This is a genomic window from Brevibacillus agri (assembly GCF_004117055.1).
GTDB lineage: Bacteria > Bacillota > Bacilli > Brevibacillales > Brevibacillaceae > Brevibacillus > Brevibacillus agri.
In genome coordinates this window covers 4,117,051-4,142,549 of record NZ_CP026363.1, presented here as the reverse complement: position 1 = coordinate 4,142,549, position 25,499 = coordinate 4,117,051, and the positions used below count along the sequence as shown (strand labels likewise).

The following is a 25,499-nucleotide window of genomic DNA, read 5'->3' as shown; positions in this document are numbered from 1 at the left end:
TTGTAGGCGACATGAACGAGACACAGTGGAAGGGGTTCAGCCAGAAAGTATTTTTCGCTATAAATCGACAAAATTCTACAATATTTTCATAGGACTTTTGGCCGTAGACGCCTTGTGAGAAATTTTTCTTCCCCCGCTATCAGACAAGGATTCGCATAAAACATGGAAAAAGCGTGGAGTTTGTCATTCTGGGTCAGATTGCTTAGGCGAAAAAATGGTTTTGCGCAGGAACGATTTTCTGTCGAAAGAAAATTTTTGGCTATGATCTAAAAACGTGTAATAATTGTGAATAGTCGGAACTGGGGGTAAAATCATAGTCCGGCCAAACCAAGTAGATAGAAAAAGAGGGTGAACGGCAGTGAAGAAAGGCAAGAAGCTATTATCTATTTTATTTTCGTCATCGCTTGTGCTGAGCGCATTTGCGGCTGCACCTGCTGCGGGACTGGCCAAGTCGAAGGAGGACAAGCATACCTTGGAGGTGGACTTGTCCACAGTCAATATTGACCGATTGGTAAAAGGGCTGATTGAGCAAGGCATTATTGATGAGGACGACGATCAGGAAGAAATCAATGAAGCTTTGTTCGATTATCTCAAGGACAAAAAAGTGCCGCATGGCATCGACAACTCCTCGTCCTTCGGGAAAAAAGCGGAGAAGTCCCAGCAGGCAGCTTTGTCGGAGGCGGCAAAGCGGGTGGCAGAGGTCGAGGATCAGGATGAAAGCGAACTGCGCGCCTCCAAACGAGTACATACCGATAACATCGTGATCGCGCTCGTTGAATTTCCCGATCGGGAGCACAACCAGTTGCCGAAAGTGAACGACACGCTCTGGACAAAGGATTTCAACGAAAAGCACTACCGCGACATGCTTTTCAATCAAAAAGGCTATACGACGCCAGAAGGCACCAGCATGACGACGATGGCGGAGTATTACTATTTGCAATCCGGCAGAAGCTGGACGGTAGATGGAGTAGTCACTCCTTGGCAAGTGGCTGAAAAGAGCTACAAGCATTACGGCGGAAACAATTCCAGCGGCAACGACGCAGCGCCGCGCGATCTGGTCGAAGAAACGCTGGGGGCCGTAGGCGAAGCGATTGCGGGCAAAGAGGAAGACTACGACCAGCGCGACCCGTACGACCTGGATGGCGATGGCGATCTGATGGAGCCGGACGGCATGCTGGACAACCTGATGCTCGTACATGCGGGCATCGGCGAAGAGACGGGCGAGGACGCAGACGCGATCTGGTCGCACCGTTGGACGTTGAAAAAGCCGATGGAAATCCCGGGCACCAGCCTGAAAGCTTTCGACTATATGATTCAGCCGGAAGACGGCGCACCTGGCGTTTTCGCGCACGAATACGGACACAACCTCGGATTGCCGGACTTGTATGACACGTCCAGGCAAGGGCACGACTCGCCAGTAGGTGCGTGGTCCTTGATGTCTTCCGGTAGCCACACGGGTAAAGTTTTCCAAACGCAACCAACCGGACTGGATCCATGGTCCAAGATGATGCTGCAAGAAATGTACGGCGGAAAATGGATTTCTCCGCGCGTCGTCGATTATAAAGATTTGGAAAAGAAAAAGAAGACGTTCAGCCTGATCGACGCTTCCAGCCAGGAGATGGGCGGAAAAGTTATCAAGCTCAACATGCCGCAGGCTGAAAAAGAACCGCCGACTCAGCCGAAAGACGGGGATTACGCCTACTTCTCCGATGAAGGCGACAACCTGAATACGAAAATGGTGTCGGACGTAATCGACCTGACCGGGGCCAGCTCGGCGTCCATGAGCTTTGACTCGTGGAGAGCGATTGAAACCGACTACGACTACCTGTACGTCAACGTGATTGATGAAGAGACAGGGGATAGCAAAACCGTCGAGCAGTTCGACGATGTCACCAAAGGCTGGGATCAGGAAAAAATCAGCCTGAACGATTTTGCTGGCAAGAAAATTCGCGTGGAGTTCAACTACGTGACGGATGGCGGCTTGGCGATGCCTGGCTTCTACCTCGACAACTTTGAAGTGGAAGCGGATGGCGAAGTCATTTTCGCCGACGATGCCGAGGGCGACCAGAAGTTCGAACTGGATGGCTTCATCCACTTCGATGGCAAAGGAAAAATGTACGACACGTACTACCTGATCGAGCTGCGCTCCCATGAAGGCGTGGACGCCGGACTGAAGTATTTCCGCCGCAACGACACGTTCTTCTCTTACGACCCAGGCATGGTGATCTGGTACTACGACGGCCGCTATGGCAAAACGCAAGACAACAACACAAGCCAGCATCCAGGCTACGGCATGCTCGGCGTAGTCGATGCGCATCAGGAAGTGCGCTACTGGAACAACGACGAAGGAAACGAAGACGCGATTGCAGATTCCCGCTACCAGGTGAACGACGCGGCATTCAGCCCGAACAAAACGTCTGGCATGAACCTCGACTACATTTTCGGTACGATGAATTACGCGCCGCTCAAAGGTGTCACTACATTTGACGACAGCGACGATTACACGATGCCGGAAGTGCCGGAGGTCGGAAAAATCCTTCCGGAAATCGGGCTGCAAATCAAATTGAAGCGGGTAACGAAAAAGTTCACGGACGCATCGGTTGAACTGTCCTTGAAAAAATAAGCAAAGAGAAAGACGTCTGTCAGCGCTCGGCTGATGCCAGGCGTCTTTTTTGTGGGAATAGGAAGCAGCGTGTCCTGCCGGATGGGGGCAAAAGGGGCAGGATTGTTGTGTGTCTGGGAAGCGTGGATGCGCGCCTGCTGTGTTTTCGCTCAGCCGGAGCGCGGATGCTGAAAGGTTTTCAGGCTTTGGCGCAAAAACTGGTTGCGCTCCTCGATGAAGGCGCAAATAAACGCAGGCTCAGTGGCGAAGGTGGCGAGGACGTCTTGTTTGTATGGGTCCATGGAGACGTAGGGGCGCAAGGCGTCGTGCAGGGCGAGAATATGCGGCCGCAAATGTTCGACGGTAAAGGTCGTGTCGAGGATGTCCTGGAGCAGCCGGACATACTGCGTGCGAAACGCCGGGACATCCAAAAGGCGCGCCGTCAGCGTGTTGAAGCCTTGGACGCGCAAATTTTCCGGAGCGAGCACACGTCCGTTCACATTGCGTCCCCATGTCGCGTCGTAGTCCCAGGGGATGATGAAAAACCGTTTGTTTTCCGCGTGTCTGTACAACGCGTAGCTGTGGACGAAGCCGTCGAGATTTTGCGTGCAGACTGCTCCGGCTAGCCAGCGCAAATATTGCGGGATGTCGAGCCACTTTTTGATGATGTGAGCAAACAAGGCTTGCGGTGTGGCGTTAATGCGGAAAATGAGCTCGCGCAAATAACCGTCGTCTGCTTCCGTGCCCAGCTTCCGCTGATACCCGGCTTCCAGCGCTGCTTTTGCCTCGGTGGTCTTGTGGCGGAGCAGGGAGAAATTCGCATTGGCGTTCACCGCGTAGTAGATGGGACCAGCGGGCAGGCCGCGGTCCGCTAGGAAAATATCATCTACTGCTTCGAGTTTGAGATAGATTCCGATGCATTCGCCATTGAGATAGAGCAGGACGTGCTCGGCCCGCGGCGCGTACGAACCGATTTTGGTAAAGAAATCGAACGAAAGCTTGTTGCGAATGTAGGACGGGTCGACGTATTCGGCGTTGAGGTGGAACTCGCGCGCGCCTTGGAACAACTGGGGAGGCACGAGCGTAATTTGAAAGGACCTTTTGGGAAATTTGCAGCAGGGGTGTACCAGATCACTTATGAGCTGAACGTTCAAGAAGTGGGAAGGCCGTTTGCGCTGTTTGCAAATGGCGTGCTTCTGGCCGGAACCAGCTACGGCGAAAACTCTCAAGGGGTGCTCACAGGGCACGCCGCCGTCACCCTGTTCGAAAATGACGTTATCACGCTGCAAAATTTGAGCGGAGACACCAATCTGAACGCGTCCGTATCGGGCATCGGAGTAGTCGCCGCCTCGATCATCTTTGAACAATTGACAACTGCCTGACTCGCTGCACAACGAGCGGCAGCCATAAAAACAAGCAAACCCACCCGGTAATCCAAGGTGGGTTTCTTGTTTTCAGCGAGAGCCTGCCGCTGCCAGTCAGCAGACGGCGCACCAGCGCCTGGCCGAGCCGATGCTTCATGACTGCGTTTCGTGCGGGAACAAGCGGAAAAACAGCTCCAAAAACGAATGGACGAGTTCGGACTTCTCATCCATCCGGTAGGCGACGCCAGCCTCCAGGCGAATGCTCACGTCGGAGAGCGCCCGGAAGGCGACGGACTTGCCCGCCAAAGGAAGCCGAGGGCCAAGCGATACCCCCATTCCCGAGGAAACCAGCTCGATAACCGTCTGCATGTCGTGGGTTTCGACGGTAATTTTCGGCGAAAAGCCTGCCTGGTGGCAAACCTTCGTCACCGTGTCGTAAAAGCCGGGGCCGATCTGGCGAGGGGTGAGTGATTTGCTTGCGCGATCCGGCTTTGCCGAGCTTACTCCGGAAGCAGCCTACCATCCGCCAAGCTACGGCGCTGCGGGAGGGGGCCATCCGCACGGAACTGGCCCCTGGCTGGAAATCTAGGCGGGCAAAAGCTGCTCGAGATAGGCAAGAACCGCTTTTTTGATGTCCGCCAGCGATTGCAGCGCAGCTTTCTCTGATGTGTCTTTCACGCCAAAATAAAGCTTGATTTTCGGCTCCGTGCCAGAGGGGCGGATGCAAAACCAGCCGTGCTCGCCCAGGGTGTACTTCAAGCCATCGCTTGCGGGCAAGGGCAAAGGCTCCGATTCGTTCGTCGCCGACAGCCAGCGCTTGCCGTGCAAATAGTCGTCGATCGAGCTGACGCGATGTCCTGCGACAGAGGCCATCGGCTTGCTGCGCAGAGCGGCGAGGATGGCGGTCATCGTCTCCAATCCGTCTATGCCCGGATATGTGATGGAGACGAGGTCCTCCCGGAAGTAGCCGTACGTTTCGTACAGCTCCTGCAAACGCCGATGCAGGCTGGAGCCTTGCGCGAGCTGACAGGCACACGCGTCCGCCAGCAAAAAGGCTGCCTGCACCGCGTCTTTGTCCCGGACAAATTCGCCGCGCAAGTAGCCGCAGCTTTCCTCCAGCCCAAACAAAAACGCATGCGCGCCGCTTTGCGCGAACTCGTGAATTTTTTCGCCGATGTATTTGAACCCGGTCAACGTATCTATTGTGGCGACTCCGTAGTCGGAGGCGATCGCCCGAACCATTTCCGAGGTGACGACGGTTTTCACGACGGCAGCCTGGGCCGGCAGCGTCCCCGCCTGCTTTTCTTGCGACAAAAGATAGTCGAGCAGCAAGACGCCTGTCTGATTTCCGTTCAGGATGAGATGCTGGTTCGGCCCTGTCCGGATCGCCACCCCCAGCCTGTCTCCATCGGGATCGGTGCAGATGATGAGGTCTGCGCCTTTTTTGCGTGCCTGCATCAGCGCCAGCCGGAAGCTTTCCGGCTCTTCCGGATTGGGCGTGGCGACCGTGGGAAACAGCGGATCAGGCTTAGCTTGCTCCGAGACGACTTTGACCTGCGTAAAGCCAAAGGCCTGCAAGCCTTGCGTGATCGGCGCGAGGGTCGTGCCGTGCAGGGGGGAAAAGACGATTCGCGGCTGGTGCGTGCGGAGGGCAAGCTCGGCGGCGGGGAGGCGCAACTGTTTTTGACAGGCCATGTAGGCGGCAAACACTTCGTCCCCGATCATCTGCAGCAGGCCGTTGTTGATGAGCGCACTCACTTCGCTCGTGCCGATTCGCAGTTCGTCTCCGGCCTCCTCGATTTTGGCAAAAATCCGCGCCGCTGCTTCCGGCGGGATTTGGCCCCCGTCCGCTCCGTAAATTTTGTAGCCGTTGTATTCGGGCGGATTGTGACTCGCCGTGATGACGACCCCTGCGCTCGCTCCCAGGTGGCGTACAGCAAACGAGAGCAGCGGCGTCGGGCACAGTTGCTCGAACAGGCAGGCTGTCAGGCCGTAATGGCCGAGCACTTTTGCCGTCTCCAGGGCGAATGTGTACGAATCGGCGCGCGAGTCATAGGCAATCGCCACCTTTTGCGCGGCCGGGTCTGTCCCTTGTTCAAGCAGGTGCAGGGCAAGACCAGCGGTAGCTTTGCGGATCGTGTACACGTTGATCCGGTTGATTCCCGGACCCATGACACCGCGCATGCCACCCGTTCCGAAGGCAATCGGCTTGTAAAAGCAGTCCTCCAGCTTTTTTTCGTCGCCTGCCAACTGTTCGAGCTGGCGGCGAAGCTCAGGTTCCAGGTCTGAATATTCGTTCCAGCGTGTATAATGTACCCGCCAATCTGTTGTCATGGTTGTCTTCACTCCCACCGAAAAATGCTGGTCGTTGCTTTAAGATATTACCGGGCGGGGAGGGGAGTGAAGGCTTCTTGGCAAAATTGCTTTCGGCTGCGGCCGTCAGGGGCTTGCCCGAAGCTGGCTATGGGAAGAGGCGCAAAACATTTGCCAGCCGGTTTGCATATAAATAAAACAGTGCGAAAATTGCCGTGCTGGACAGCACAGGAGCCAGCAAGGCCGACGCCGTGCGCTTTTCGATGGCGGGAGGCAGTCGGCTCGCTGCTATGGCAACGAGGGGAGATGTGGCTGATGAAAACCGCTTTCCTTACAGGAGTCACCGGGCAGGATGGCGCGTATTTGGCAAAATTTTTGCTGGAGAAAGGCTATCGCGTGGTCGGACTGGTACCGCGCCGCAGCACCGTGGACCGCTGGCGGCTGGAGTATTTGGGCATCGCCGACGAGGTGGAGTACAAGGACGGCGACATTTTGGATCTGGCGTCCCTGACGAGGGCGCTCAAGACGACGAAGCCTGACGAAGTGTACCACTTGGCGGCGCAAAGCTTTGTCGGCTCCTCGTGGGAGCAGCCGATTTTGACGGCGCAGTCGACCGGGATGGGGGTTTTGCACGTCCTGGAGGCGATCCGCGAGACGAATCCGGCAATCAAAATGTACCAGGCCTCCTCCAGCGAGCTGTACGGGCTGATCCAGGAGCCGCAACAATCGGAGCAAACGCCTTTTTATCCGCGCAGTCCGTACGCCGTATCCAAGCTGTTCGGGTACTGGATGACGAAAAACTATCGCGAAAGCTTCCAAATGTACAGTTGCAACGGCATTTTGTTCAACCATGAGTCGCCTTTGCGCGGGCTTGAGTTCGTAACCCGAAAAGTGACGCACGCCGTCGCCCGCATCGTCGCGAACAAGCAAAAAGAGCTGCGGCTGGGCAACATCCAGGCGAAGCGCGACTGGGGCTTTGCAGGCGATTTCGTAGAGGCGATGTGGCTCATGCTGCAACAGGAGAAGCCGGACGACTACGTCATTGCGACCGGAAAAACATCGACGGTCGAGGACATGTGCAAAATCGCCTTTGACTACGTCGGGCTGAACTATCAGGATTATTTGGTGATTGATCCAGACCTGTACCGCCCGGCAGAAGTCGACGTCCTGTTGGGCAATCCGGAAAAAGCGAAGCGCAAGCTGGGCTGGGCACCGAAGACAAAGCTGGCCGAGCTGATTCACATGATGGTCGAGGCCGATCTGCAGCGAGTGGCAAAAGCGTAAAGTAGCGAACCAATAGCGACACCCTATTTCTGGCGAACCAAAAGAAAAGGGGTGTTTTTTTGTGGGAACGAAAATGAGTCAACCTATTACTGTAAATAAGCAACCTGTTAAGTCTGATAGGATAGCCAGTTTATGCCGCGAACTGGCTTCTTTTTATCTCGTTACAGCAATAAACTTGCAGAAAATTCGCCTTTGAGTGTAATTTTCAGACGTTGGCACGCATCTTGCTTTAGAGAAGAGGTACAAACATTCCAACTTTACTCGCCAAAAGGAGACTTTGTTATGAATGTAGTTGCCAACGTGTACCGGGGGGAACAGGTGGAAAGCTCTCACCTTGGTCACATTGCGGTTGTGGATTTTGCAGGAACATTGCTTTACTCATTCGGCGATCCACACCGAATGACATATGCCCGATCGAGCATGAAGCCGTTGCAGGCGATTCCGGTTGTGGAGACGGGGGCTGCGGACCGTTTTGGATTTGAGCCAGCCGATCTGTCGCTTTGCTGCGCCTCCCACAGCGGAGAGCCGCGCCACCGCACCCGTGCGCTGTCGATGCTGGCGCGCGCAGGCCAGCCGGAAGCGACCTTGCAGTGCGGGACACACGTCCCTCGCCACGAGGAGAGCTACAAGGAGCTGATCCGGGAGGGCAAGCCGCTCACGCCGGTATTTTCCAACTGCTCCGGGAAGCACTCGGGGATGATCGCGACTGCGACGCACATGGGCGAAGATGTCACGACGTACCATCTGCCAGAGCATCCGGTGCAGCAGCGGATTCTCGATGTAGTGGAAGACATCACCGGCTATCCGAAAGAGAAGATCAATCTCGGGGTGGACGGCTGCGGCGTCCCTGTTCATCAGTTGCCGCTCGCCCACTACGCCTGGGCTTTTGCCAAGCTGGCCAAGCCAGAGGTGATCGCCAATCCGGAGCGCCGCAAAGCGGTAGAAAGAATTACCGCAGCGATGACCGCCCATCCCGAAATGGTCGGGGGCGAAAACCGCTATTGCACCGATCTGATGACCGCTTTTGCCGGGCGCATCGTCGGCAAGGCAGGCGCCGAGTCCGTCTACTGCCTGGGCGATCGCCAAACAGGTCTTGGCATCGCGGTCAAAATCGAGGATGGCGGCCCGCGCGCGATCAATCCGGTCGTGAACGAGGTTCTCCGTCAGCTCGGAATCGGCACGGACGGCCCGCTTGAAGCGCTCGCGGAATATACGAATCCGCCGATCAAAAACATGAGCGGAAACGTCGTGGGCCGAATCGAAACGCCGTTTTTGCTGACCAAAACTAGCGTGGTCTTAGGGGTATAAGCGGCAGCTTCCTGATCGTTGCCGTTTATCTATAAAGATTTTGCAAAAGAAGAAGGGGGTCACACCAAATGAAGTTGCAAAAAGGATGGAAGCTGCTCAGCACAGCGGCTCTTGTCGCGGTTCTGGCCGTGACAGGTTGTAGCCAGTCGGCAGCTCCGGCTAAGACGGGAGAAGGAACTGCTCCTGCCGCCCAGCCAACAGGCGATGCGGGTGGACAAGCTGACGCGACAGCGCGGCTGAAGCTCAATCTGAAGACAGAACCACCATCCCTCGATCCGCCAAAAGGCTTCGACAGCACCTCCAATGAAGTGCTGAACGCGACGATGGAAGGTCTGGCACGTCTGGACAAAGACCACAAGCCACAGCCTGCCATGGCGGAAAAATGGTCCGTGAGCGAAGACGGGAAGACGTACACGTTTACGCTGCGCGACAGCAAATGGTCCAATGGCGATCCGGTTACTGCGCAAGACTTCGAGTTCGCCTTCAAGCGCATCGTCGACCCGAACAACGCGTTCCCGTCTGCCTTCCTCGCGTATTACATCGAGGGCGCGGAAGAGTACAACAAAGGAACCGGAACCGCAGACGGCGTGAAAGTAAAAGCGGTGGACGAAAAGACGCTGGAAGTGCATCTGAAAGCGCCGGCAGGCTTCTTCCTGCACATCCTCACGCAGCCGACTTTCTTCCCGGTGAACAAAAAAGTGGTGGAAAGCAATCCGAAATGGGCTGAGAACGCTTCGAGCATCGTGACCAACGGCCCGTTCAAAATGGAAGACTGGGTGCATGACCAGTCCGTCAAGCTGGTGAAAAACGACGGCTACTGGGATCGCGACTCCGTCAAATACGCGGGGATCGACTGGGTAATGGTCAACGACGAGAACACGCAATACCAGATGTACTCGACAGGACAGTTGGACATGATCCAGACTGTGCCGAACGACCTGAAGAAAAAGCTGATCGACTCCGGCGAAGCGAAGGTAGAATCCGAGGCAGCCATCTACTACTACCGCATGAACACCGAAATGCCGCCGTTTAACAACGTCAACATCCGCAAAGCGTTCGCCCTGGCAATCGACCGCCAGACACTGATCGACAACGTAGTCCAAGGCAAGCAGGCACCAGCACTCGCGCACGTGCCATTCGGCTTCCCTGAGCCGGAAGGCGGAGACTTCCGCGAAAAAGGCGGAGATTTCATCAAGGACAACGACATTGAACAGGCAAAAGCCCTGTTGAAAAAAGGGATGGAAGAGGAAGGCTGGACAACTTTGCCGCCTGTAACCATGACCTACAACACGAGCGACGCGCACAAAGCTATCGCGCAAGTTTTGCAAGAAATGTACAAGAAAAACCTCGGCGTAGACGTGAAGCTGGAAAACAAAGAGTGGAAAGTTTTCCTCGATGAGCAGCGCGCTCGCAAGCTGCAATTCTCCCGTTCCACCATTCCGGCCGATTACGGCGATCCGGTCAACTACCTGGAGCTGTTCGTCACCGATCACCCTGGAAACCGCATCAACTACAGCAACAAAGAGTACGACGCCCTGGTAGAAAAAATCCGCAACACCGCAAACGAAACCGAGCGCTTCAAGCTGATGCACGACGCAGAAAAAATCTTTATGGAAGACATGCCGCTTGTGCCAATCTATTTCAGCACAAAAGTATTCATGGACCAGCCGAATGTGAAAGGCATCATTCGCCATCCAGTAGGGACACTTGACTACAAATGGGTAGAGATCGGAAAGAAATAGTAGAATAGACGAAAGACAGGAGCGCAAGGGAATCTTGTGCTCTTGTCTTCACACTACATCTTGGAGCGAGTGTCATGGCGAAAAAAACGATTACGTTTGTTGCGAAAATGGACGAGTTTCTGCAATCCGTCGTCAGTCAATGCCACGAATTGGGGATATCTGAAGACATCCATGTGGAAGCGATCCGCGTCGATCAGCTTCCGTTTCGACCGATTACACCGGGGGCTTTGGTGGTGGTGTCCACGAAAAGCATCGTGCCGCTGGTAGAACCGTACCTGCCTGGCGATTCCGGCATTCTCATCGCCAAGCGCATGCTGCCGTATCACAATTTGCGCGGCATGCTGGAAATTCCGAAGGGAGTCAAGGTGCTTCTGGTCAGCGATACGAAGGAAACCGCCGAGGAAAACGTGGATTTGCTGCGGGCGTCGGGTATGGATTTCGAGCTGTACCCGTATTACCCGGGGGCGGAATACCCGGCAGATATCGAAATCGCGGTCACGCCTGGCGAAGCGGAGCACGTCCCGCCGAACATCCGCAAAGTGGTCGACATCGGGTTCCGGATTATTGACCTGTCCACCTGGATGGCCATCTACTCGCATTTTGACAGTGGAAATTTCCAAAAGGTGACGGCGCGAGCCATGCAATCTTTGGTCTACATCACGAAAGAGCTGAACAACGAGATTCAGCACGCGCACCTTTTGAGCAAATACTTGGAAGCGATCGTCAACCGGATCGAGGATGCGATCATCGCTTTTGATGAAAAGGAACGGATTCGCTTCATCAATCAAAAAGCGATCGAGTCGCTGCACCTGGAAGGCAGGCAAGCGGTAGGAGAGCGCGCAGCCGACTGTCTTCCGTCTGACTTTTACGAGCTGATCCGGCAGTGTGAAGAAAACGAGGACGTGCTGGTAGATTGGGCGAACAAAACCTACTTTTTCCGCAAGATGCACATTGTCATGGAGGGCAGCTTTTTAGGGAGCCTGCTCTTGTTCCGCAAAGCGGCGGAAATCGAAAAGCTGGAGCACGATTACCGCCTGCGCCTGTACAGCAAAGGGCTGGTTGCCAAATACCAGTTCGAGGATATTTACGGCGAGAGCCCCTCTGTGCAAAAGGTGATCCAGATCGCCAAAAAAATTGCCCGGAGCAATTCGACGGTGCTTTTGCTCGGCGAGACGGGAACCGGAAAGGAATTGCTCGCCCAGGCTATCCACAACGCCTCCCCGCGCAGGCGCGAACCGTTTGTCGGCGTCAACTTCGCGGCGATTTCCGAATCGCTTTTGGAAAGCGAGCTGTTCGGCTACGAGGAAGGAGCGTTTACGGGGGCGCGAAAAGGCGGCCATATCGGCTGGTTTGAGCTGGCCCACAAAGGAACGATTTTTCTCGATGAGATTGGCGATGCCAGCGGAGCGATTCAAAATCGGCTGCTGCGGGTGTTGCAGGAGCGCCAGATCATGCGCGTCGGAGGCAGCAAAGTCATTCCGACGGACATTCGCGTCGTCGCAGCCACCAACCAGGACTTGCAGAAAATGGTGGCGGAAGGCTCCTTCCGCGCGGATTTGTACTACCGGCTGAACATCTTGCCGATTCATTTGCCGCCGCTGCGCAAGCGCAGGGAGGACATCCCGTGGCTGGTGCAGCAGTTTGTGAAAAAATACTCGCTCGACTTGCGGCGCCCGCCGTTCACCCTGACGCGCGAAGCGATGAAGGCGCTGGTGGAGTACGATTGGCCCGGCAACATTCGCGAGCTGGAAAACGTCATCGAGTATTTGGCGCATGTCGTCGAGGAAGAAGCGTATGTGCATCATTTGCCGTTTTTAAGCGAAGTGCCGGAAGTGCCGCTGGCAACAGACGGGCTGGAGGAATGGTTCGAGCCGATACGCGCCGAGTACGCGCGGCGAGGCTTTTTGCAGGAGATCATCGCGATTTTGCAGGAGCTGGGAGCGGGCAGCGGCGGCCGTTACTCCTTGATGGAGCAGCTTGGCGAGCGCGGTGTGGCGCTTTCGTCGCAACAGCTTCGCTACCGCTTGAAGCTCATGCAGCAAGACGAGCTGATCCATGTAGGAAAAGGAAGGCAGGGAAGCCAGATTTCCGCCAAGGGCGAATCGTTTCTGGCCTTCCTGCAGCAGAGGAAAGCAGGTGGACAAAAATGAGCGAGTACTGGAAAGAGCAGGCGTTGTTACAAAAAGCAGCGTTTGTCGAAGACGTGAAGGCATTTCTTTCGATCAACAGCATTGAAGATATGACGACCGCAACCGCAGGCAAGCCGTTCGGGGAAGGGGTGGCGGCGGCGCTGGAGTCGCTGCTTGCGCGCGGGGCGCAGGACGGCTTTTGGACGAAAAATCTCGACGGCTACGCGGGCACGATTGAGCTTGGCGACGGCGAAGAGGAAGTCGGCGTGCTCGTCCATATCGACGTCGTCACCGTTGGCGAGGGCTGGACGACTCCGCCCTTTGAGCCGACCATTCGCGATGGCCGCCTGTACGCCAGAGGGGCGCTCGACGACAAAGGGCCGGCTCTGGCCGCCTACTATGCGCTTCGACTGGTGCGCGATTCCGGGCTGGCGCTCACAAAACGGGTGCGGCTGATTATCGGGACAGACGAAGAGAGCGGCTGGCTGTGCATGAAGCACTTCATGGAGCACGACCGCGTGCCGCCGATCGGCTTTTCGCCGGATTCGTCCTTTCCGATGACCCATGCGGAAAAAGGCCAGATCAACCCGACCCTCACCATCGCTCCCACGCAAGGGAGTGCAGACGGGGAGGGGCGCTTGCGGCTCCTGTCGTTTGTTTCCGGCGATCAAGGAAACAGCGTGCCGGACAAGGCGGAGGCTGTCGTTTGCCTCGGGGCTGCGGCTGGGGAGCAGCTCGCTTTGGCGCAGCTTGCGTCGCAGTGGGAACAGTTTTTGCAGGAAAAAGCGACAAGCGGGCGGATGGAGCAGCTTGCGCCAGACAGGCTGAAGTTCACCGTGGCCGGAAAGCCCGCGCATGGCATGGCGCCAGAAGAAGGCGTCAACGCGGGAACGCTGCTCGCCTGTTTCTTGCGGGAGCGGTCGTTTGAAGGTTCTGCCTCTTCGTTTCTTTCGCTCTTGTCAGACATTATTCACGAAGACTATTACGGGCAACGTTTGCAGCTCGCTTGCGAGGACGACGTATCCGGCAAGCTGACCGTCAACGCAGGGATTTTGCGCTACAGCGAGACGGACGGGGGCAGCGTTCGCCTGAACATCCGCTATCCCGCGACTATCTCCTGTGAGGAGTACGTGGAAAAGCTGAAAAAACGGGTAGCGGAGCTGGGCTGGACGATTGATAGTCTGCGCACCTCGAAGTCGCACTACGTGCCGAAAGACCACCCTGTCATTCAAACCTTGTCCAAGGTGTACGAGGAGCATACAGGCCAGCCCGCTACGCTGCTGTCGTCCGGCGGTGCGACTTACGCGAAAATCATGCCGTATGGCGTAGCTTTCGGGCCGTTGTTTCCAGGCAAGGAATCGACTGCGCACCTGATCGATGAATACGTCGAGATCGACGACCTGCTGCGGGCGATGGCGATATACGCCCACGCCATTTACGAGCTGGCCAGATAAACGAGGAGGAACTCCATGTCAAACTACCTGGTGAAACGCGTTTTGATGATGATCGTCACGCTTTGGATCATCGTGACGCTGACTTTTTCCTTGATGCATGCCATTCCGGGAAATCCGTTCGCCTCCGAGTCGGATCAGTTGCCGGAGCAGATTTTGAACAACCTGCGGGCAAAGTACAATCTCGATCAGCCGTTGCCCGTCCAATACGTGCTCTATTTGAAAAACTTGCTGCTGCTCGATCTGGGGCCGTCGATCAAGTCGGACTCGCGCGGCGTCAATGACATGATCGCCGACGGCTTTGGCGCTTCGGCCTGGCTGGGGGCGCAAGCGATCCTGATTGCGCTCGTGTTCGGGATCACGTTTGGCATCGTGGCGGCGCTCAACCGCAACAAGTGGCTGGATTACGTGGCGATGGCCCTGGCAGTACTCGGGGTAGCGATTCCGAGCTTTATTATGGCGCCGCTGCTCATCAACTTTTTTGCGATCAAGCTCCCGGTTTTTCCGGTGGCGACATGGGGCACGTGGATGCATACCGTGCTGCCGTCGCTCGCCCTCGCGTTTGGTCCGGTCGCCGTCATTACGCGGTATATGCGGGCCAGCATGATTGAAGTGATGAACCAGAACTACATCCGCACAGCGGAAGCGAAAGGCATTCCGATGTTCATCATCGTGCTGCGCCACGGAATCCGCAACGCGATTTTGCCTGTCGTGACGTTTCTCGGCCCGTTGATCGCTTCCTTGATTACCGGAACGTTTGTCGTCGAGAAAATTTTTGCGATTCCCGGCATCGGGAAATATTTCGTAGACGGCATTTTTAACCGCGATTATCCCGTCATTTTGGGGACGACCATTTTTTACAGCGCGATTTTGATCGTGACGATTTTTTTGATCGATATCGCATATACGCTGATCGACCCGCGTATCAAGCTGACCAACAAGGAGAGATAGCCTGTGGCGATGGAACAAAGAGTAGACCCGTTATTTCGGCCGCTGACCAAAAATGTGCAGGCGAACGTCATTGCCCGGCCGAGCCTGAGCAACGGACAGCAAGTCATCCGCAAGCTGGCGAAAAACAAGCTGGCAATGCTCGGGCTGTTCATTATCGTCGCGCTCGTGGCGATGGCGATTATCGGACCGAGCCTCGTCCCGTACAGCTACTCGGATCAAAGCCTGCTGACGAAAAATCAGCCCGTGTCGTCAGAGCACTGGTTTGGCACCGATGAACTCGGCCGGGACATGTTCGCCCGGACGTGGTACGGAGCGAGAATTTCCTTGACGATCGGGGTAGTCGCTGCGCTGATCGACCTCGTCATCGGGGTGACGGTCGGCGGGATCGCCGGCTACATGGCCGGGCGCGGCAAACGCGGCGACCGCATCGACACGATCATCATGCGCATCATTGAAGTGCTGTACGGCTTGCCGTATTTGTTGGTCGTCATTTTGCTGATGGTGGTCATGGAGCCGGGCATGTTGACGATCATCATCGCGCTGTCGGCCACCGGCTGGGTCGGGATGGCGCGGCTCGTGCGCGGGCAAATTTTGCAGTTGAAAAACCAGGAGTTCATTTTGGCTGCGCAAGTGCTCGGGGCCAAATTCAACCGGATTTTGCTCAAGCATTTGATTCCGAACACGTTTGGCGTCATTATCGTAAACTTGACCTTTACCATTCCGTCCGCGATTTTTGCCGAGTCGTTTTTGAGCTTTTTGGGACTGGGCGTGCAAGCGCCTGTGGCGAGCTGGGGGACGATGACCAACGACGGGCTGGGCGTCATTTTGACCGGAGACTGGTGGCGGTTGTTTTTCCCGGCGCTCATGATCTCGCTTGTGATGTTCGCTTTTAACGTATTTGGCGACGGCTTGCAGGATGCGCTCGATCCGCGCCTGCGCGACTGATGAGGGAGGGAGAGGAAATGACGATGAATCAGCATCTGCTTATGATCGACAACCTGCGCGTCAACTTCAAGACTTACGGTGGCGAGGTGCAGGCGGTGCGCGGCGTCTCCTTTCACGTAGACAAAGGAGAGACAGTCGCCATCGTGGGAGAGAGCGGCTGCGGGAAGAGCGTCACCGCACAAGCGATCATGGGACTGATCCCCAACCCGCCAGGCAAAATCGTCGGAGGGAGCATCGTTTTCGACGGACAGGAAATCAGCGGGCTTGCGAAAAAAGAACTGCTGGGCATTCGCGGCACGCAGATCGGGATGGTGTTCCAGGACCCGATGACGGCGCTCAACCCGACGATGAAGGTCGGAGCGCAAATCGTGGAAGGGTTCGTGCGCAGCCAGAAGGTCACGCGCGAGGAAGCGCGTCAGCGCGCCGTCGAGATGCTCAGACTGGTCGGCATTCCGGACCCGGAAAAGCGGATCGACCAGTACCCGCACCAGTTCAGCGGCGGTATGCGCCAGCGTGTCGTGATCGCGATTGCGCTCGCCTGCCAGCCGCGCCTCGTAATCGCCGACGAGCCGACTACAGCGCTCGACGTGACGATTCAGGCGCAAATTCTCGATTTGCTGAAGCGGCTGCAGGCGGAGCAGGAGCTGTCTGTCGTCATCATTACGCACGACCTCGGCGTCGTGGCGGAAATCGCGCACCGGATGGTCGTTATGTACGCGGGCATGGTCGTGGAGACCGGAACGGTCGAGGACGTGTTCGCCAATCCGCGCCATCCGTACACATGGGGCCTGATGCGCTCCCTGCCGCGGCTGGACGAGGGAGAAAAGCAACGGCTGGTGCCGATTGAGGGAACTCCGCCGGATTTGTTTGATCCGCCAAAAGGCTGTCCGTTTGCAGCACGCTGTGATTTTGCCATGGAAATATGCGACCAGCAGATGCCTGTCACAACCGACTTCGGGTGCGGCCATCAGGCGTCTTGCTGGCTGCACGATCCGCGGGCGCCGCGCATCGAGGAATTGGTCGCCGCAGGGAGGCAGGGAGTATGACAGAAGCGTTAGTTGATGTACGCGATTTGAAAAAGCATTTTTCCATCGGGCCTGGCTTTGACCTGAAAGCGGTAGATGGCGTGTCTTTTACGATTCAAAAAGGCGAGACGCTCGGCCTGGTCGGCGAGAGCGGCTGCGGCAAATCCACGCTGGGGCGGACGATCATCCGGCTGTATGAGAATACGGCAGGAGAAGTGCTGTTCCGCGGGAAAAACGTCCACCAACTGCGCGGCAAAGAAGTGGGTCAGTTCAATCGCGATGTCCAGATGATTTTCCAGGACCCGCAGGCGAGCCTCAATCCGCGGATGACGGTCGAGGATATCATTGCCGAGGGGCTGGACATTCATGGACTCGCCAAAGGCTCGCGCCGGGAGCGCGTCTCAGAGCTGCTTCAACTGGTCGGCCTGCACAAAGACCACGCCCAGCGGTTCCCGCACGAGTTCAGCGGAGGCCAGCGCCAGCGGATCGGCATTGCCCGTGCGCTCGCCGTCGAGCCGCAGTTCATCATCGCGGACGAACCGATCTCGGCGCTGGATGTCTCGATCCAGGCGCAAGTCGTCAATTTGCTGGAAGATTTGCAGCATGATCGCGGGCTTACGTATTTGTTCATCGCCCACGACCTGTCCATGGTCAAGCACATTTCCAACCGGATCGGCGTAATGTACTTGGGCAAAATGGTCGAGCTGGCGGCGAGCAACGAGCTGTACGCCCGGCCGCTCCACCCGTACACGCAGGCGCTGCTTTCCTCTGTGCCTGTCCCCGATCCGACGGTGAAGCGCGAGCGGATCGTGCTGCAAGGCGACTTGCCAAGCCCGGCGAACAAGCCGAGCGGCTGCGGCTTCCGCACGCGCTGCCCGCTCGCCACCGCGCGTTGCGCCGAGGAGGAGCCGAAGTGGCTGGAGGCGGAGCGCGGACATTGGGTAGCGTGCCACTTGATCGAAGCATAAGGAAAAAGGAAAGACTCGGGAAGGACGCCTCGTCAAAAGGGCGTCCTTTTGCGCATGCTGGTGGTGAAGGGCGAGAGATAGCGCTTCTATGTCTAGCTGTTTACAATAGTTATTTTTTTACATATAGTAAAGTGATCTGGGCTGAAAGGAAAGTGGGGGAGCGATCGGCCAATCACTGCTCCCCGCTCCCGAAACCAGCCAAAACTGCCGATGTAACGGAAAACAGGAAGAGAGCGAGGACCTGCCATGAATTTTTTCAAAAAGCTGTTTGGCGGTGTGGAAAGCAAAGAAAAGGCAAAGGACGGCACGGCGATATACACCTACAACCAGCAAGCCACTTCTGAACCGCCCGCACCGATGCAATACGTAGAAGAGATCGTGACCCACTTTGAAGCGGTGTTTGCAGGCAGAGACAGCAGTGTTTTTCACGAGATTATTTCCGATACTATCCATATTGACGTGAACGTGATGAGCCCTACGGAAGAAGAGCCGTTTTGGGTGTTGTACACAAACGGGATGAGCGATTTGCCGATGACGATTCCGGATGAGGTTCAGGAGCAGATGGAAGAGGTGGTCGATCGGGCGGAAGTGATGATGTTTTTGCCCGGCTCCTGGGAACTGACAGAAGAGTCGCTGCAGGATGAAAACAACTACTGGCCGATCCGGCTGATGAAGCAAATGGCGCGGTTTCCGCACCAGTACAATACGTGGCTGGGGTACGGGCACACGATTCCGAACTACGAGAACTATGAGCCGTATGCGGATGGGACAGGCTTAAACGGCGTGATTTTGTTTCAGTTGTCCGAGGAAGTCAGCGTCATTTCGGCAAAAGACGGAACGAGGATTCACGCTTTCTTCTTGCTTCCTTTATATAAGGAAGAGATGGAGTACAAGCTGGAGTACGGCATGGATGCGTTGTTGGAAAAACTGTTTGCCCTGGGCGATGACGCGCTCATTTTAAACCCGAACAGAGCAAATACGTGCAAGTAAAACAAGAGAAAGCTGCCGACCGTGATTTTGGGTCAGTAGCTTTCTCGCGTTTTTAGTCCATGCTGATTTGATAAGGATTGCCTGCATCGAGATCGTGCAGGAGAATGGAGAAGCTTGGTTTCCCCGGGCTTCGCAGCACATAGCCGCCCCAGTCTTTGCCGCCGTGCGCCGTATATCCGCTGACGTCCACGCCAAAAATGGCTTGGATCAGCTCCTTGGTCACGGGAATGGCTTCATCGCGCGCTTTGATGTGATAGTCATCGGTTACATGGGTCACTTTGTACACTTGCCCCGTTTTCGCGCCGATTGTCACCGAATAGCGCCCTTGTTCATTGCTGAGCAGCCACATCTCTTCGCTTTTGTCTGACCGTTTTTCGGCCTCGGAAAAGGACAGGTGGCTGTCGTTGGCGAAACGCTGCAAGGCTGTTTTCGCGATAGAGACTACTTTTGGATCTACGTCTTTCGGGTTGTAATGCAAGCGGAAGTCAACCACTCTGTTTGTGGCAAGATCGACGGTGACGTACTGTTGGTCCGCTAGCGGAAAGGAAAAATAGTGCACCCCCGTGCTTTTGAAAAACCGGGCTGTTTGCAGGTGAACCTGCTGGGAAGCTTCCTGGAATGCCTGCTGTGCCGTTTCTGCATATTTTTGCTGGGACGGCGTCAATTCGTTGAGCGCAAATTGGGCGGAGACCGTGCGAACTTCTGTCGTGCCAGGCTGGAACGTCACGATGGCTGCGTAATCTTTCGCGCGCACAATCGTGTATTCCGCTTCTTTTTCAAGCTCGGCAAAAGGAAAGGTTTTCGCAATGCCGCTCGCTGTTTGCACGGCTTTTTGCGCAGCGGCAAAATACGTTTGCTCCTCGGGAGTCAAAGCTGCATGGCCCGCCTGTTCAACCGGAGCGGAAAATGGTTGCAACCAGAAAAAACCGAGCAGCAAGCCGCAAGTAATCAGCCCGTTTGCCATCCAGCCGTAATACCTTTTTCGTTTGTTCACTTTTTCCAGTCGACCTCCTGCTTCGCGCACACCTTCTAGGATCGCCTGGCTTCGTTCCCGGGACAGGCTGGGCTGCGGGAATTGATTCAGCTCTTCCAGGATGATCTGCTCATCTCGTGATGGCATCGTGCATCACCTCCGCAATGGAAACATGCATGTTATTTTGAATTGCCTTCATTGCTCTGTGCATAGTGAGATTGACCTTGGCTTCGGTCCATCCTAAAACCTCCGCCGTCTCCTTGCTCGACAAACCTTTGATTCCGCGCAGGATCAAAACGTCCCGATACGAACGCTTCAACTGATTGAGTATCTCGTACAGCAGACGTTTGTTTTCGCTTAGCTCCAGTGACTCTTCCGGTGTTTTATCGCGGGAAACGAGATGCTGCAAAAAGACATCTGGCAGCCAGTCGATTAGTTTGGCTCGGCGCCTTTCATCAATCGCTACGTTTCGCGCAACGGCAAACAGCCACGTTTTTGGATTCTCAATCATCTCCGCTCGCCGTTGCACAGCTTTCAGCGCACGAACAAAAGTCTCCTGAACCAGATCGTCAATATCGGTTCGCCCGGTATAGTAGACGAGAAAGCGATAGACGTCCTGGCTGTATGCGTGAAACCATTGCTCGATGCGGGCGCCCGTACGCTCATCCAATGTGTTCCACCTCCTTGGCACTGTAAAGACGGATAAGCTGCGGGCAATCTTTCAGTTCCCGCATAAAAAAATGGGAGATTTCCGAAACGGGGCCGTCAAATCCGTCAGATCGCAGCAAAATCGGGCTGTAGCTGGCGAGTCCCCGCCAAGTGCCAAAGCAAAAAGGCTGCCGACTTGATCGACAGCCTGGGACGTCGCGAAAAGCGCGGACGTCTTTTTTGCTGGGGAAAATCTTTTTCCCACTCGCCATCGAGCGGTCCTTCCCCCGTAGCCAAACGCTGTTTATAAATAGTAGAAACAGGTAAGCACCAACGAAAATACGATCATTCCGGTCCCGGAGGAGAGAAACAGGGTCGTTGCCGCTCGCATGGCCGCTTCTTTTTTTTGCGCAAAAACGGGGTCGTCTCCCCGCACCAGATCGCTGTCCATCAGCCGTGGCTTGCGGAAAAAGAAGCTTTTCAACTGCTGGAAGCCGCGCAGAAAGATGGTGAAAAAACCGGAGCGGGTCACGACGACAGCACATCCGGCCATCAACAGGACGAGGCCGAACAGAAAGCTCTGGTTGATGTAGGGCAGCAAGGCAGGCGACTGGAAGCTCAAGCCGAGCGCGAAGCTGCTGACGACAGCAAGAACAACAATGAGTACAGGCCATTTTTTCAAGGTGAGTGCACGTCCTTTTTACGATAGGGTAGAAAAGCGCTGGGCCAGTTGGATAAAAGCGTGGACGGCTGGCGAGGCATCGCGCAAGGAGCGCACGGCGACGCCGATTTCGCGTTTCAAAGGCGGCGAGAGCTCGCGTGCGGCTATGGACGAAAGCGGCTCGGGCAAAGTAAGCGCGGGCACGACCGTCACCCCTACATCGGCTTCGACCATGGCGAGAATGGTAGCGTTGTCCGCCACCTCATAGGCGACATTTGGCGTCAAATTAGCGGCGGCAAAAGCCGAGCCGATCAGAGCTTCACAGCCCGCCATCGGCATGATGAACGGCTCAGCCGCCAACTGGGACAGCGCAAGCTCCTTGGCTGCCGCAAGCGAGTGGCCGACAGGCAGGACGGCCAGCAAAGGGTCGTGCAAAAGCAAGACGCCTTCCAGCTCATCATCTGGCCAGGGAAGAAAGCCAACGTCTACGACGCCTGTGCGCAGCCACTCTTTGATCTCCTGGTAGCTGCCTTCAAACAGCCGCGTGTCCAGCTCGGGATAGGAGCCGTGCAGCGCCTTCAACAGCCGGGGCAACATCTGGACGGAGACGCTCGGAAACGCCCCGATGCGAATCGTCCCGGACAGAGAGCCGCCGTTCGCTTCTGCCGCGATTCGCTTCATCTGGCTGACCTGGTTCAGCACAATCCGGGCCGAGGCGGCGATTTGCTCGCCTGTAGCGGTCAGCCTGACTCCCCCGCGCTCGCGGATGAACAGGGAGATGCCGAGCTCTTTTTCGAGAGAGCGGATCGTGTGGCTTACGCCCGACTGGCTGAGGCCGATTTGCTCCCCGGCGCGGGTGAAGTTGCCCGTGTTCATGATTGCAATGAGTACTTCCATTTGAAACAGCGTCATCAAGGCCGTCGTCCTTCCATGAAGTTTTTATCATGTCTGACATGCCAAAGCTTCATTTTACAAGTCCGGCTCTCCCGACTAAGATGAGAAGCAAGAGCTGCGATCACAGGTGAAAAGGGGAGAGGAAGCGAATGAAAAACATACGTGTCTATCATGTTGACGCATTTACCCGAGAACCATTTGCGGGAAACCCGGCAGGCGTGGTTCCGGATGCAGGTACTTTGACTTTACCGCAAATGCAGAAGATTGCCAATGAGTTGAATCTTCCTGAGTCGGCCTTTTTGCTGCCGGCCGAGCACCCCGAGGCAGATTTTCGCATCCGCTATTTTTCGCCGACCGTCGAAATCGACTTTTGCGGCCATGCGACAGTGGCCTCTTCGTGGGTGCTCGCCACCGGGCTGGGCTGGCTTGCCAAAAGCAGCCGCATCGTCTTTGAAACAAATGTAGGGCTGATTCCGGTCGAGCTGGAAACGGCGGAGGGCAGGCTGCAACGGGTGCAGATGACGCAAATCAAGCCGTCGGTCAAAGAAATCGCGCTCGATCGCGAAGCCGTCGCGCGGATGGTCGGCATCGCCCCTGACGATCTGGACGAGCGCTACCCGCTGAAGCTCGCCTCGACTGGCGGCGTGCACCTGCTCGTGCCCGTCCGCAGCCGCGCGGCGATCGACCAGGCCGAGCCTTTGTTCGCCGAATTGGGCAACCTGAACAAACAGCACGGAATCACAACGACGCACCTTTTCACGACGGATGCGTCCAGCGGTTTCGACTTGTACACCCGCGACTTCGCTCCGGCGATCGGAATTATGGAAGACCCGGTTACAGGAGCCGCGAATGGCGCGTTGGCAGGTTATCTGGCGCTGGAAAAGCTGCTTCCTGCCGGAGAACAGCATCATTTGGTCATCGGCCAAGGCCACGCCATCGACCGTCCGGGAACGTTGTACGTGACGGTAGACACGACTGGGCAGGACCCGGTTGTTCGCGTGGCGGGCGCGGCGCACGTGACGATTGCGGGACTTATGCGCGTGTAGGGAAAAGAAAAGCGAGTGGAAAAGACGTTCCAGGGGCCAGGGGCGTTTTTTTGTTGGAGTTGAGCGCTTTTTGAAAAAAGAGGGAAAAGAACAAATAAAAGATTCATCACCATAACCCGTGCTAGACATTGAAAAAACGCAGATGTTCCTTTATCGTGGGAGTTGTCGAGACAACCACTGAAAAGGAGGAAATCTGCGTTGTGCCTTGATTTTAGCACAGACTTTATCAGACTTCCATCATTCCATCTCACACATTGGGAAAAAACAAAGGAAACGGATTGGATCGCTGTTCTGGAACCGCATTCTGCCTGTCATCTTTGTCCGATCTGCCTCGGAGCCAGTACCAACCATGCACGTCCTGGACGGCGTATTCTTCGTCATCGCTTCGTTCCTTCTTGGGGGACCGTCTGGGTATCCGTTCCCGTGTATCGCCAGCGCTGTGCTAGTTGTGTGCTTACATGGACAGTGGAATGGAACGGTATCCCGCCTCGAGGATCCGTCACCTCTGCTTTTCAAGAGATGGCGGTGGATATGTGCCGCAGTCGGGATTGGCTCTCGGTTGCCAAGCAATTGAGTGTGGCCTACTCGACACTCGAACGCTGGTACTACCAACTGGCCCCCCAACGCCTTGCTCAACCAAAAGAACATGAAGCTCCTGAAGGCGTCTGTCTGGATGAGTTTGCTCTGCAAAAAGGACATACGTATGGCGTGAACCTCATGGATGCTCAAACCGGTCATATCTGGCAAGTCACAGAAGGACGTTCACGTGAACAAGTACGACACGCGCTGCAGCAATGGCCTTTTCGTAAGGCTCCCCATGTAGTTGTCACGGATTTGGCTCCAGGAATGGCTGAAACCGTACGCCAGGTCTGGAAGCATACCCTTGTGGTAGCAGATAAATTTCACGTGATCCAGCTTTTCTCTAAAGCGTTGGAAGCTACCCGAAAACGCACTCATGCTCGTGGAACACATCGTCGGGGCAGACATGAGCAACGCCTGCTCCATACGATTCCTGACAAGCTGAAGCCCGAAGAGCTTCAGGAACTGAAGATTTGGTTAGCAGAAGATCCACATCTGGAACGACTCTACTTTGCGCTTCAAGACATAAGAACCGTGTATGCCGTTTTGAAACCCAAGAGGCAGGGGAGGAAGCGCTTCAGAAATGGATTGTCGACCATCTCTATTCTCCGACTCCTGCGGTTCGTTCCATTGCCAAAACGATTGTCCAGTGGCAAGAGCCCATTCAGAATTATTTTTCCTTTCGGGTAACGAATGCCAAGATTGAAGGGACACACAACAAAGTGAAGGTAATTAAACGAAGAGCCTACGGCTACCGCAATCTAGGATGTGTCTGAAAACTCATTATTGAGTTAGTTTAAAGATGGACGCGACATATACAAACGCTAGGAATGATTTGGCCAGCTTGTCGTAACGAGTAGCGATTCGTCGAAAATGTTTGATTTTATTGAAGAAGCACTCCACCAAGTGCCGTTCTTTATAGCGATACCAATCCACTTTCCAAGGATTTTTATTATTCGCTTTAGGCGGGATGGTGTACGCTGCCTGCTTAGCCGTAATCCAATGCCGAATGCCTTCTGAGCCGTAGGCTTTGTCACCAACAATATGGCTTCCCGTAAGATCAAACCCTTGAAGCAAATTGATCGCTGGAACGGAATCATAGACGTGCCCCCCCGTGAGAAGAAAAGCGAGGGGATTCCCTAATCCATCGACGACGGTATGAAGTTTGGTTGTCTTTCCGCCACGGCTGACGCCTATGTGCTGATTTACTTCGTGTCCTTCTGCGTTTTTTTAGCACCCGCACTGTGTTGATGAGCTTTGACCGATGTAGAATCGATGCTCAAGTTTTCAAAGTCAGGTTCTACGTGAAGAGCTTGGAAGATGGCGACAAGTAATCCGGTATCTCTCCACTTGCAGAAGCGACTGTAGACCGTTTTCCATGAACCATAAAGTTCTTCCGGCAAATCTCGCCAAGCCGCACCACTTCGGGCAATCCAAAGAATGGCATTAAACATGGTACGATTACTTAATTTGGACGGACGTCCTGTTCGATAGGGGGGGAACATGTCCTGAATTTGTTCCCACTGTTCATCGTTTATTTCGTACCGTCTTTGAATCATGCTCGTTGCTCCATTCGTTTTTCCTAAATCATACCACATTTTCTTTAGTTTTCAGACACGTCCTAGA

21 protein-coding genes and 1 pseudogene are annotated in these 25,499 nt (G+C 55.4%); 14 read left to right on the top strand and 8 right to left on the bottom strand.

Going from position 1 to position 25,499, the window contains the following annotated elements; genetic code table 11:
* The first annotated feature begins 358 nt into the window (after positions 1–358).
* Positions 359–2,623 (top strand): immune inhibitor A domain-containing protein, encoded by a 2,265-nt coding sequence (locus tag BA6348_RS20295; protein ID WP_122952543.1) that lies wholly within the window; start codon positions 359–361, stop codon positions 2,621–2,623.
* Between the two features lie 149 nt (positions 2,624–2,772).
* Here BA6348_RS20295 and BA6348_RS20290 read toward each other — a convergent pair whose 3' ends face one another.
* The gene (locus BA6348_RS20290) at positions 2,773–3,669 is read right to left on the bottom strand and encodes a CotH kinase family protein (protein ID WP_051556876.1); all 897 of its coding nucleotides are present in this window, start codon (positions 3,667–3,669) and stop codon (positions 2,773–2,775) included.
* Positions 3,670–3,690: 21 nt separating this feature from the next.
* On the opposite strand from BA6348_RS20290, the gene BA6348_RS26860 reads away from it, so the two are divergent.
* On the top strand, positions 3,691–3,984 hold the full coding sequence (locus tag BA6348_RS26860; RefSeq protein ID WP_005833798.1) for a hypothetical protein: 294 nt from the start codon (positions 3,691–3,693) through the stop codon (positions 3,982–3,984).
* 135 nt (positions 3,985–4,119) lie between these two features.
* Here BA6348_RS26860 and BA6348_RS20285 read toward each other — a convergent pair whose 3' ends face one another.
* Positions 4,120–4,395 (bottom strand): LysR substrate-binding domain-containing protein, encoded by a 276-nt coding sequence (locus tag BA6348_RS20285; RefSeq protein WP_242507391.1) that lies wholly within the window; start codon positions 4,393–4,395, stop codon positions 4,120–4,122.
* Positions 4,396–4,551: 156 nt separating this feature from the next.
* Positions 4,552–6,300: a phospho-sugar mutase gene (locus tag BA6348_RS20280; protein WP_026557780.1), complete on the bottom strand. Its 1,749-nt coding sequence runs from the start codon at positions 6,298–6,300 to the stop codon at positions 4,552–4,554.
* Between the two features lie 294 nt (positions 6,301–6,594).
* Between BA6348_RS20280 and BA6348_RS20275 the strand changes: the two genes are divergently transcribed.
* The 10 genes from BA6348_RS20275 (at position 6,595) to BA6348_RS20230 (ending at position 19,072) form a co-directional block, all read left to right on the top strand.
* The gene (locus BA6348_RS20275; RefSeq protein ID WP_005833747.1) at positions 6,595–7,563 is read left to right on the top strand and encodes a GDP-mannose 4,6-dehydratase; all 969 of its coding nucleotides are present in this window, start codon (positions 6,595–6,597) and stop codon (positions 7,561–7,563) included.
* Between the two features lie 282 nt (positions 7,564–7,845).
* The gene (locus BA6348_RS20270; RefSeq protein ID WP_005833746.1) at positions 7,846–8,871 is read left to right on the top strand and encodes an asparaginase; all 1,026 of its coding nucleotides are present in this window, start codon (positions 7,846–7,848) and stop codon (positions 8,869–8,871) included.
* 68 nt (positions 8,872–8,939) lie between these two features.
* Complete coding sequence (locus BA6348_RS20265; protein WP_005833744.1) at positions 8,940–10,613, top strand: peptide ABC transporter substrate-binding protein; 1,674 nt, start codon at positions 8,940–8,942, stop codon at positions 10,611–10,613.
* 74 nt (positions 10,614–10,687) lie between these two features.
* The gene (locus BA6348_RS20260; RefSeq protein ID WP_005833743.1) at positions 10,688–12,763 is read left to right on the top strand and encodes a sigma-54 interaction domain-containing protein; all 2,076 of its coding nucleotides are present in this window, start codon (positions 10,688–10,690) and stop codon (positions 12,761–12,763) included.
* Complete coding sequence (gene pepV, locus BA6348_RS20255; RefSeq protein WP_005833741.1) at positions 12,760–14,196, top strand: dipeptidase PepV; 1,437 nt, start codon at positions 12,760–12,762, stop codon at positions 14,194–14,196. The genes BA6348_RS20260 and pepV overlap by 4 nt, the downstream gene beginning before the upstream one ends.
* A gap of 15 nt (positions 14,197–14,211) precedes the next feature.
* A complete protein-coding gene (locus BA6348_RS20250; RefSeq protein ID WP_005833739.1) occupies positions 14,212–15,144 on the top strand; it encodes an ABC transporter permease in 933 nt (310 codons plus the stop codon).
* A gap of 9 nt (positions 15,145–15,153) precedes the next feature.
* Positions 15,154–16,089, top strand: coding sequence for an ABC transporter permease (locus BA6348_RS20245; protein WP_206699011.1), 936 nt, complete (start codon positions 15,154–15,156; stop codon positions 16,087–16,089).
* A gap of 23 nt (positions 16,090–16,112) precedes the next feature.
* Positions 16,113–17,135: an ABC transporter ATP-binding protein gene (locus BA6348_RS20240; protein ID WP_026557784.1), complete on the top strand. Its 1,023-nt coding sequence runs from the start codon at positions 16,113–16,115 to the stop codon at positions 17,133–17,135.
* Positions 17,132–18,082 carry an ABC transporter ATP-binding protein gene (locus BA6348_RS20235; protein ID WP_005833735.1) on the top strand — a complete coding sequence of 317 codons (951 nt, stop codon included), beginning with the start codon at positions 17,132–17,134 and terminating at the stop codon, positions 18,080–18,082. Before BA6348_RS20240 ends, BA6348_RS20235 begins: the two co-directional genes overlap by 4 nt.
* Positions 18,083–18,328: 246 nt before the next feature.
* Positions 18,329–19,072 (top strand): suppressor of fused domain protein, encoded by a 744-nt coding sequence (locus BA6348_RS20230; protein ID WP_122952541.1) that lies wholly within the window; start codon positions 18,329–18,331, stop codon positions 19,070–19,072.
* A 52-nt stretch (positions 19,073–19,124) separates the two neighbouring features.
* On the opposite strand, the gene BA6348_RS20225 is transcribed toward BA6348_RS20230, so the two are convergent.
* The 4 genes from BA6348_RS20225 to BA6348_RS20210 all read right to left on the bottom strand — a co-directional run bounded on the left by BA6348_RS20225 (position 19,125) and on the right by BA6348_RS20210 (position 22,266).
* On the bottom strand, positions 19,125–20,192 hold the full coding sequence (locus BA6348_RS20225; RefSeq protein ID WP_122952540.1) for a hypothetical protein: 1,068 nt from the start codon (positions 20,190–20,192) through the stop codon (positions 19,125–19,127).
* Positions 20,176–20,715 carry an RNA polymerase sigma factor gene (locus tag BA6348_RS20220; protein ID WP_005833729.1) on the bottom strand — a complete coding sequence of 180 codons (540 nt, stop codon included), beginning with the start codon at positions 20,713–20,715 and terminating at the stop codon, positions 20,176–20,178. Before BA6348_RS20220 ends, BA6348_RS20225 begins: the two co-directional genes overlap by 17 nt.
* A gap of 282 nt (positions 20,716–20,997) precedes the next feature.
* Positions 20,998–21,375, bottom strand: a complete 378-nt coding sequence (locus tag BA6348_RS20215) for a DUF3899 domain-containing protein (protein WP_122952538.1) — start codon at positions 21,373–21,375, stop codon at positions 20,998–21,000.
* Between the two features lie 18 nt (positions 21,376–21,393).
* Positions 21,394–22,266 (bottom strand): LysR family transcriptional regulator, encoded by an 873-nt coding sequence (locus tag BA6348_RS20210; protein WP_122952537.1) that lies wholly within the window; start codon positions 22,264–22,266, stop codon positions 21,394–21,396.
* A gap of 131 nt (positions 22,267–22,397) precedes the next feature.
* Here BA6348_RS20210 and BA6348_RS20205 point away from each other — a divergent pair, with 131 nt between their 5' ends.
* Together BA6348_RS20205 and BA6348_RS20200 are read left to right on the top strand one after the other, a co-directional pair.
* Positions 22,398–23,294, top strand: coding sequence for a PhzF family phenazine biosynthesis protein (locus BA6348_RS20205; protein ID WP_007783351.1), 897 nt, complete (start codon positions 22,398–22,400; stop codon positions 23,292–23,294).
* Between the two features lie 519 nt (positions 23,295–23,813).
* A pseudogene (locus BA6348_RS20200) lies at positions 23,814–24,649 on the top strand (ISL3 family transposase).
* A gap of 7 nt (positions 24,650–24,656) precedes the next feature.
* On the opposite strand, the gene BA6348_RS20195 reads toward BA6348_RS20200, so the two are convergent.
* A protein-coding gene (locus BA6348_RS20195) for an IS5 family transposase (protein WP_198508421.1) occupies positions 24,657–25,432 on the bottom strand; the annotation gives its coding sequence in 2 pieces (ribosomal slippage) (positions 24,657–25,105 and positions 25,105–25,432; 777 coding nt in all).
* Between the last annotated feature and the right edge of the window lie 67 nt (positions 25,433–25,499).

Coding starts and splice junctions, on each gene's coding strand:
- BA6348_RS20280 (WP_026557780.1), bottom strand. CDS start 6,300: ATGACAACAGATTGGCGGGTACATTATACACGCTGGAACGAATATTCA.
- BA6348_RS20235 (WP_005833735.1), top strand. CDS start 17,132: ATGACAGAAGCGTTAGTTGATGTACGCGATTTGAAAAAGCATTTTTCC.
- BA6348_RS20260 (WP_005833743.1), top strand. CDS start 10,688: ATGGCGAAAAAAACGATTACGTTTGTTGCGAAAATGGACGAGTTTCTG.
- BA6348_RS20250 (WP_005833739.1), top strand. CDS start 14,212: ATGTCAAACTACCTGGTGAAACGCGTTTTGATGATGATCGTCACGCTT.
- BA6348_RS20275 (WP_005833747.1), top strand. CDS start 6,595: ATGAAAACCGCTTTCCTTACAGGAGTCACCGGGCAGGATGGCGCGTAT.
- BA6348_RS20230 (WP_122952541.1), top strand. CDS start 18,329: ATGAATTTTTTCAAAAAGCTGTTTGGCGGTGTGGAAAGCAAAGAAAAG.
- pepV (WP_005833741.1), top strand. CDS start 12,760: ATGAGCGAGTACTGGAAAGAGCAGGCGTTGTTACAAAAAGCAGCGTTT.
- BA6348_RS20210 (WP_122952537.1), bottom strand. CDS start 22,266: ATGACGCTGTTTCAAATGGAAGTACTCATTGCAATCATGAACACGGGC.
- BA6348_RS20270 (WP_005833746.1), top strand. CDS start 7,846: ATGAATGTAGTTGCCAACGTGTACCGGGGGGAACAGGTGGAAAGCTCT.
- BA6348_RS20245 (WP_206699011.1), top strand. CDS start 15,154: ATGGAACAAAGAGTAGACCCGTTATTTCGGCCGCTGACCAAAAATGTG.
- BA6348_RS20225 (WP_122952540.1), bottom strand. CDS start 20,192: ATGCCATCACGAGATGAGCAGATCATCCTGGAAGAGCTGAATCAATTC.
- BA6348_RS20265 (WP_005833744.1), top strand. CDS start 8,940: ATGAAGTTGCAAAAAGGATGGAAGCTGCTCAGCACAGCGGCTCTTGTC.
- BA6348_RS20240 (WP_026557784.1), top strand. CDS start 16,113: ATGAATCAGCATCTGCTTATGATCGACAACCTGCGCGTCAACTTCAAG.
- BA6348_RS20205 (WP_007783351.1), top strand. CDS start 22,398: ATGAAAAACATACGTGTCTATCATGTTGACGCATTTACCCGAGAACCA.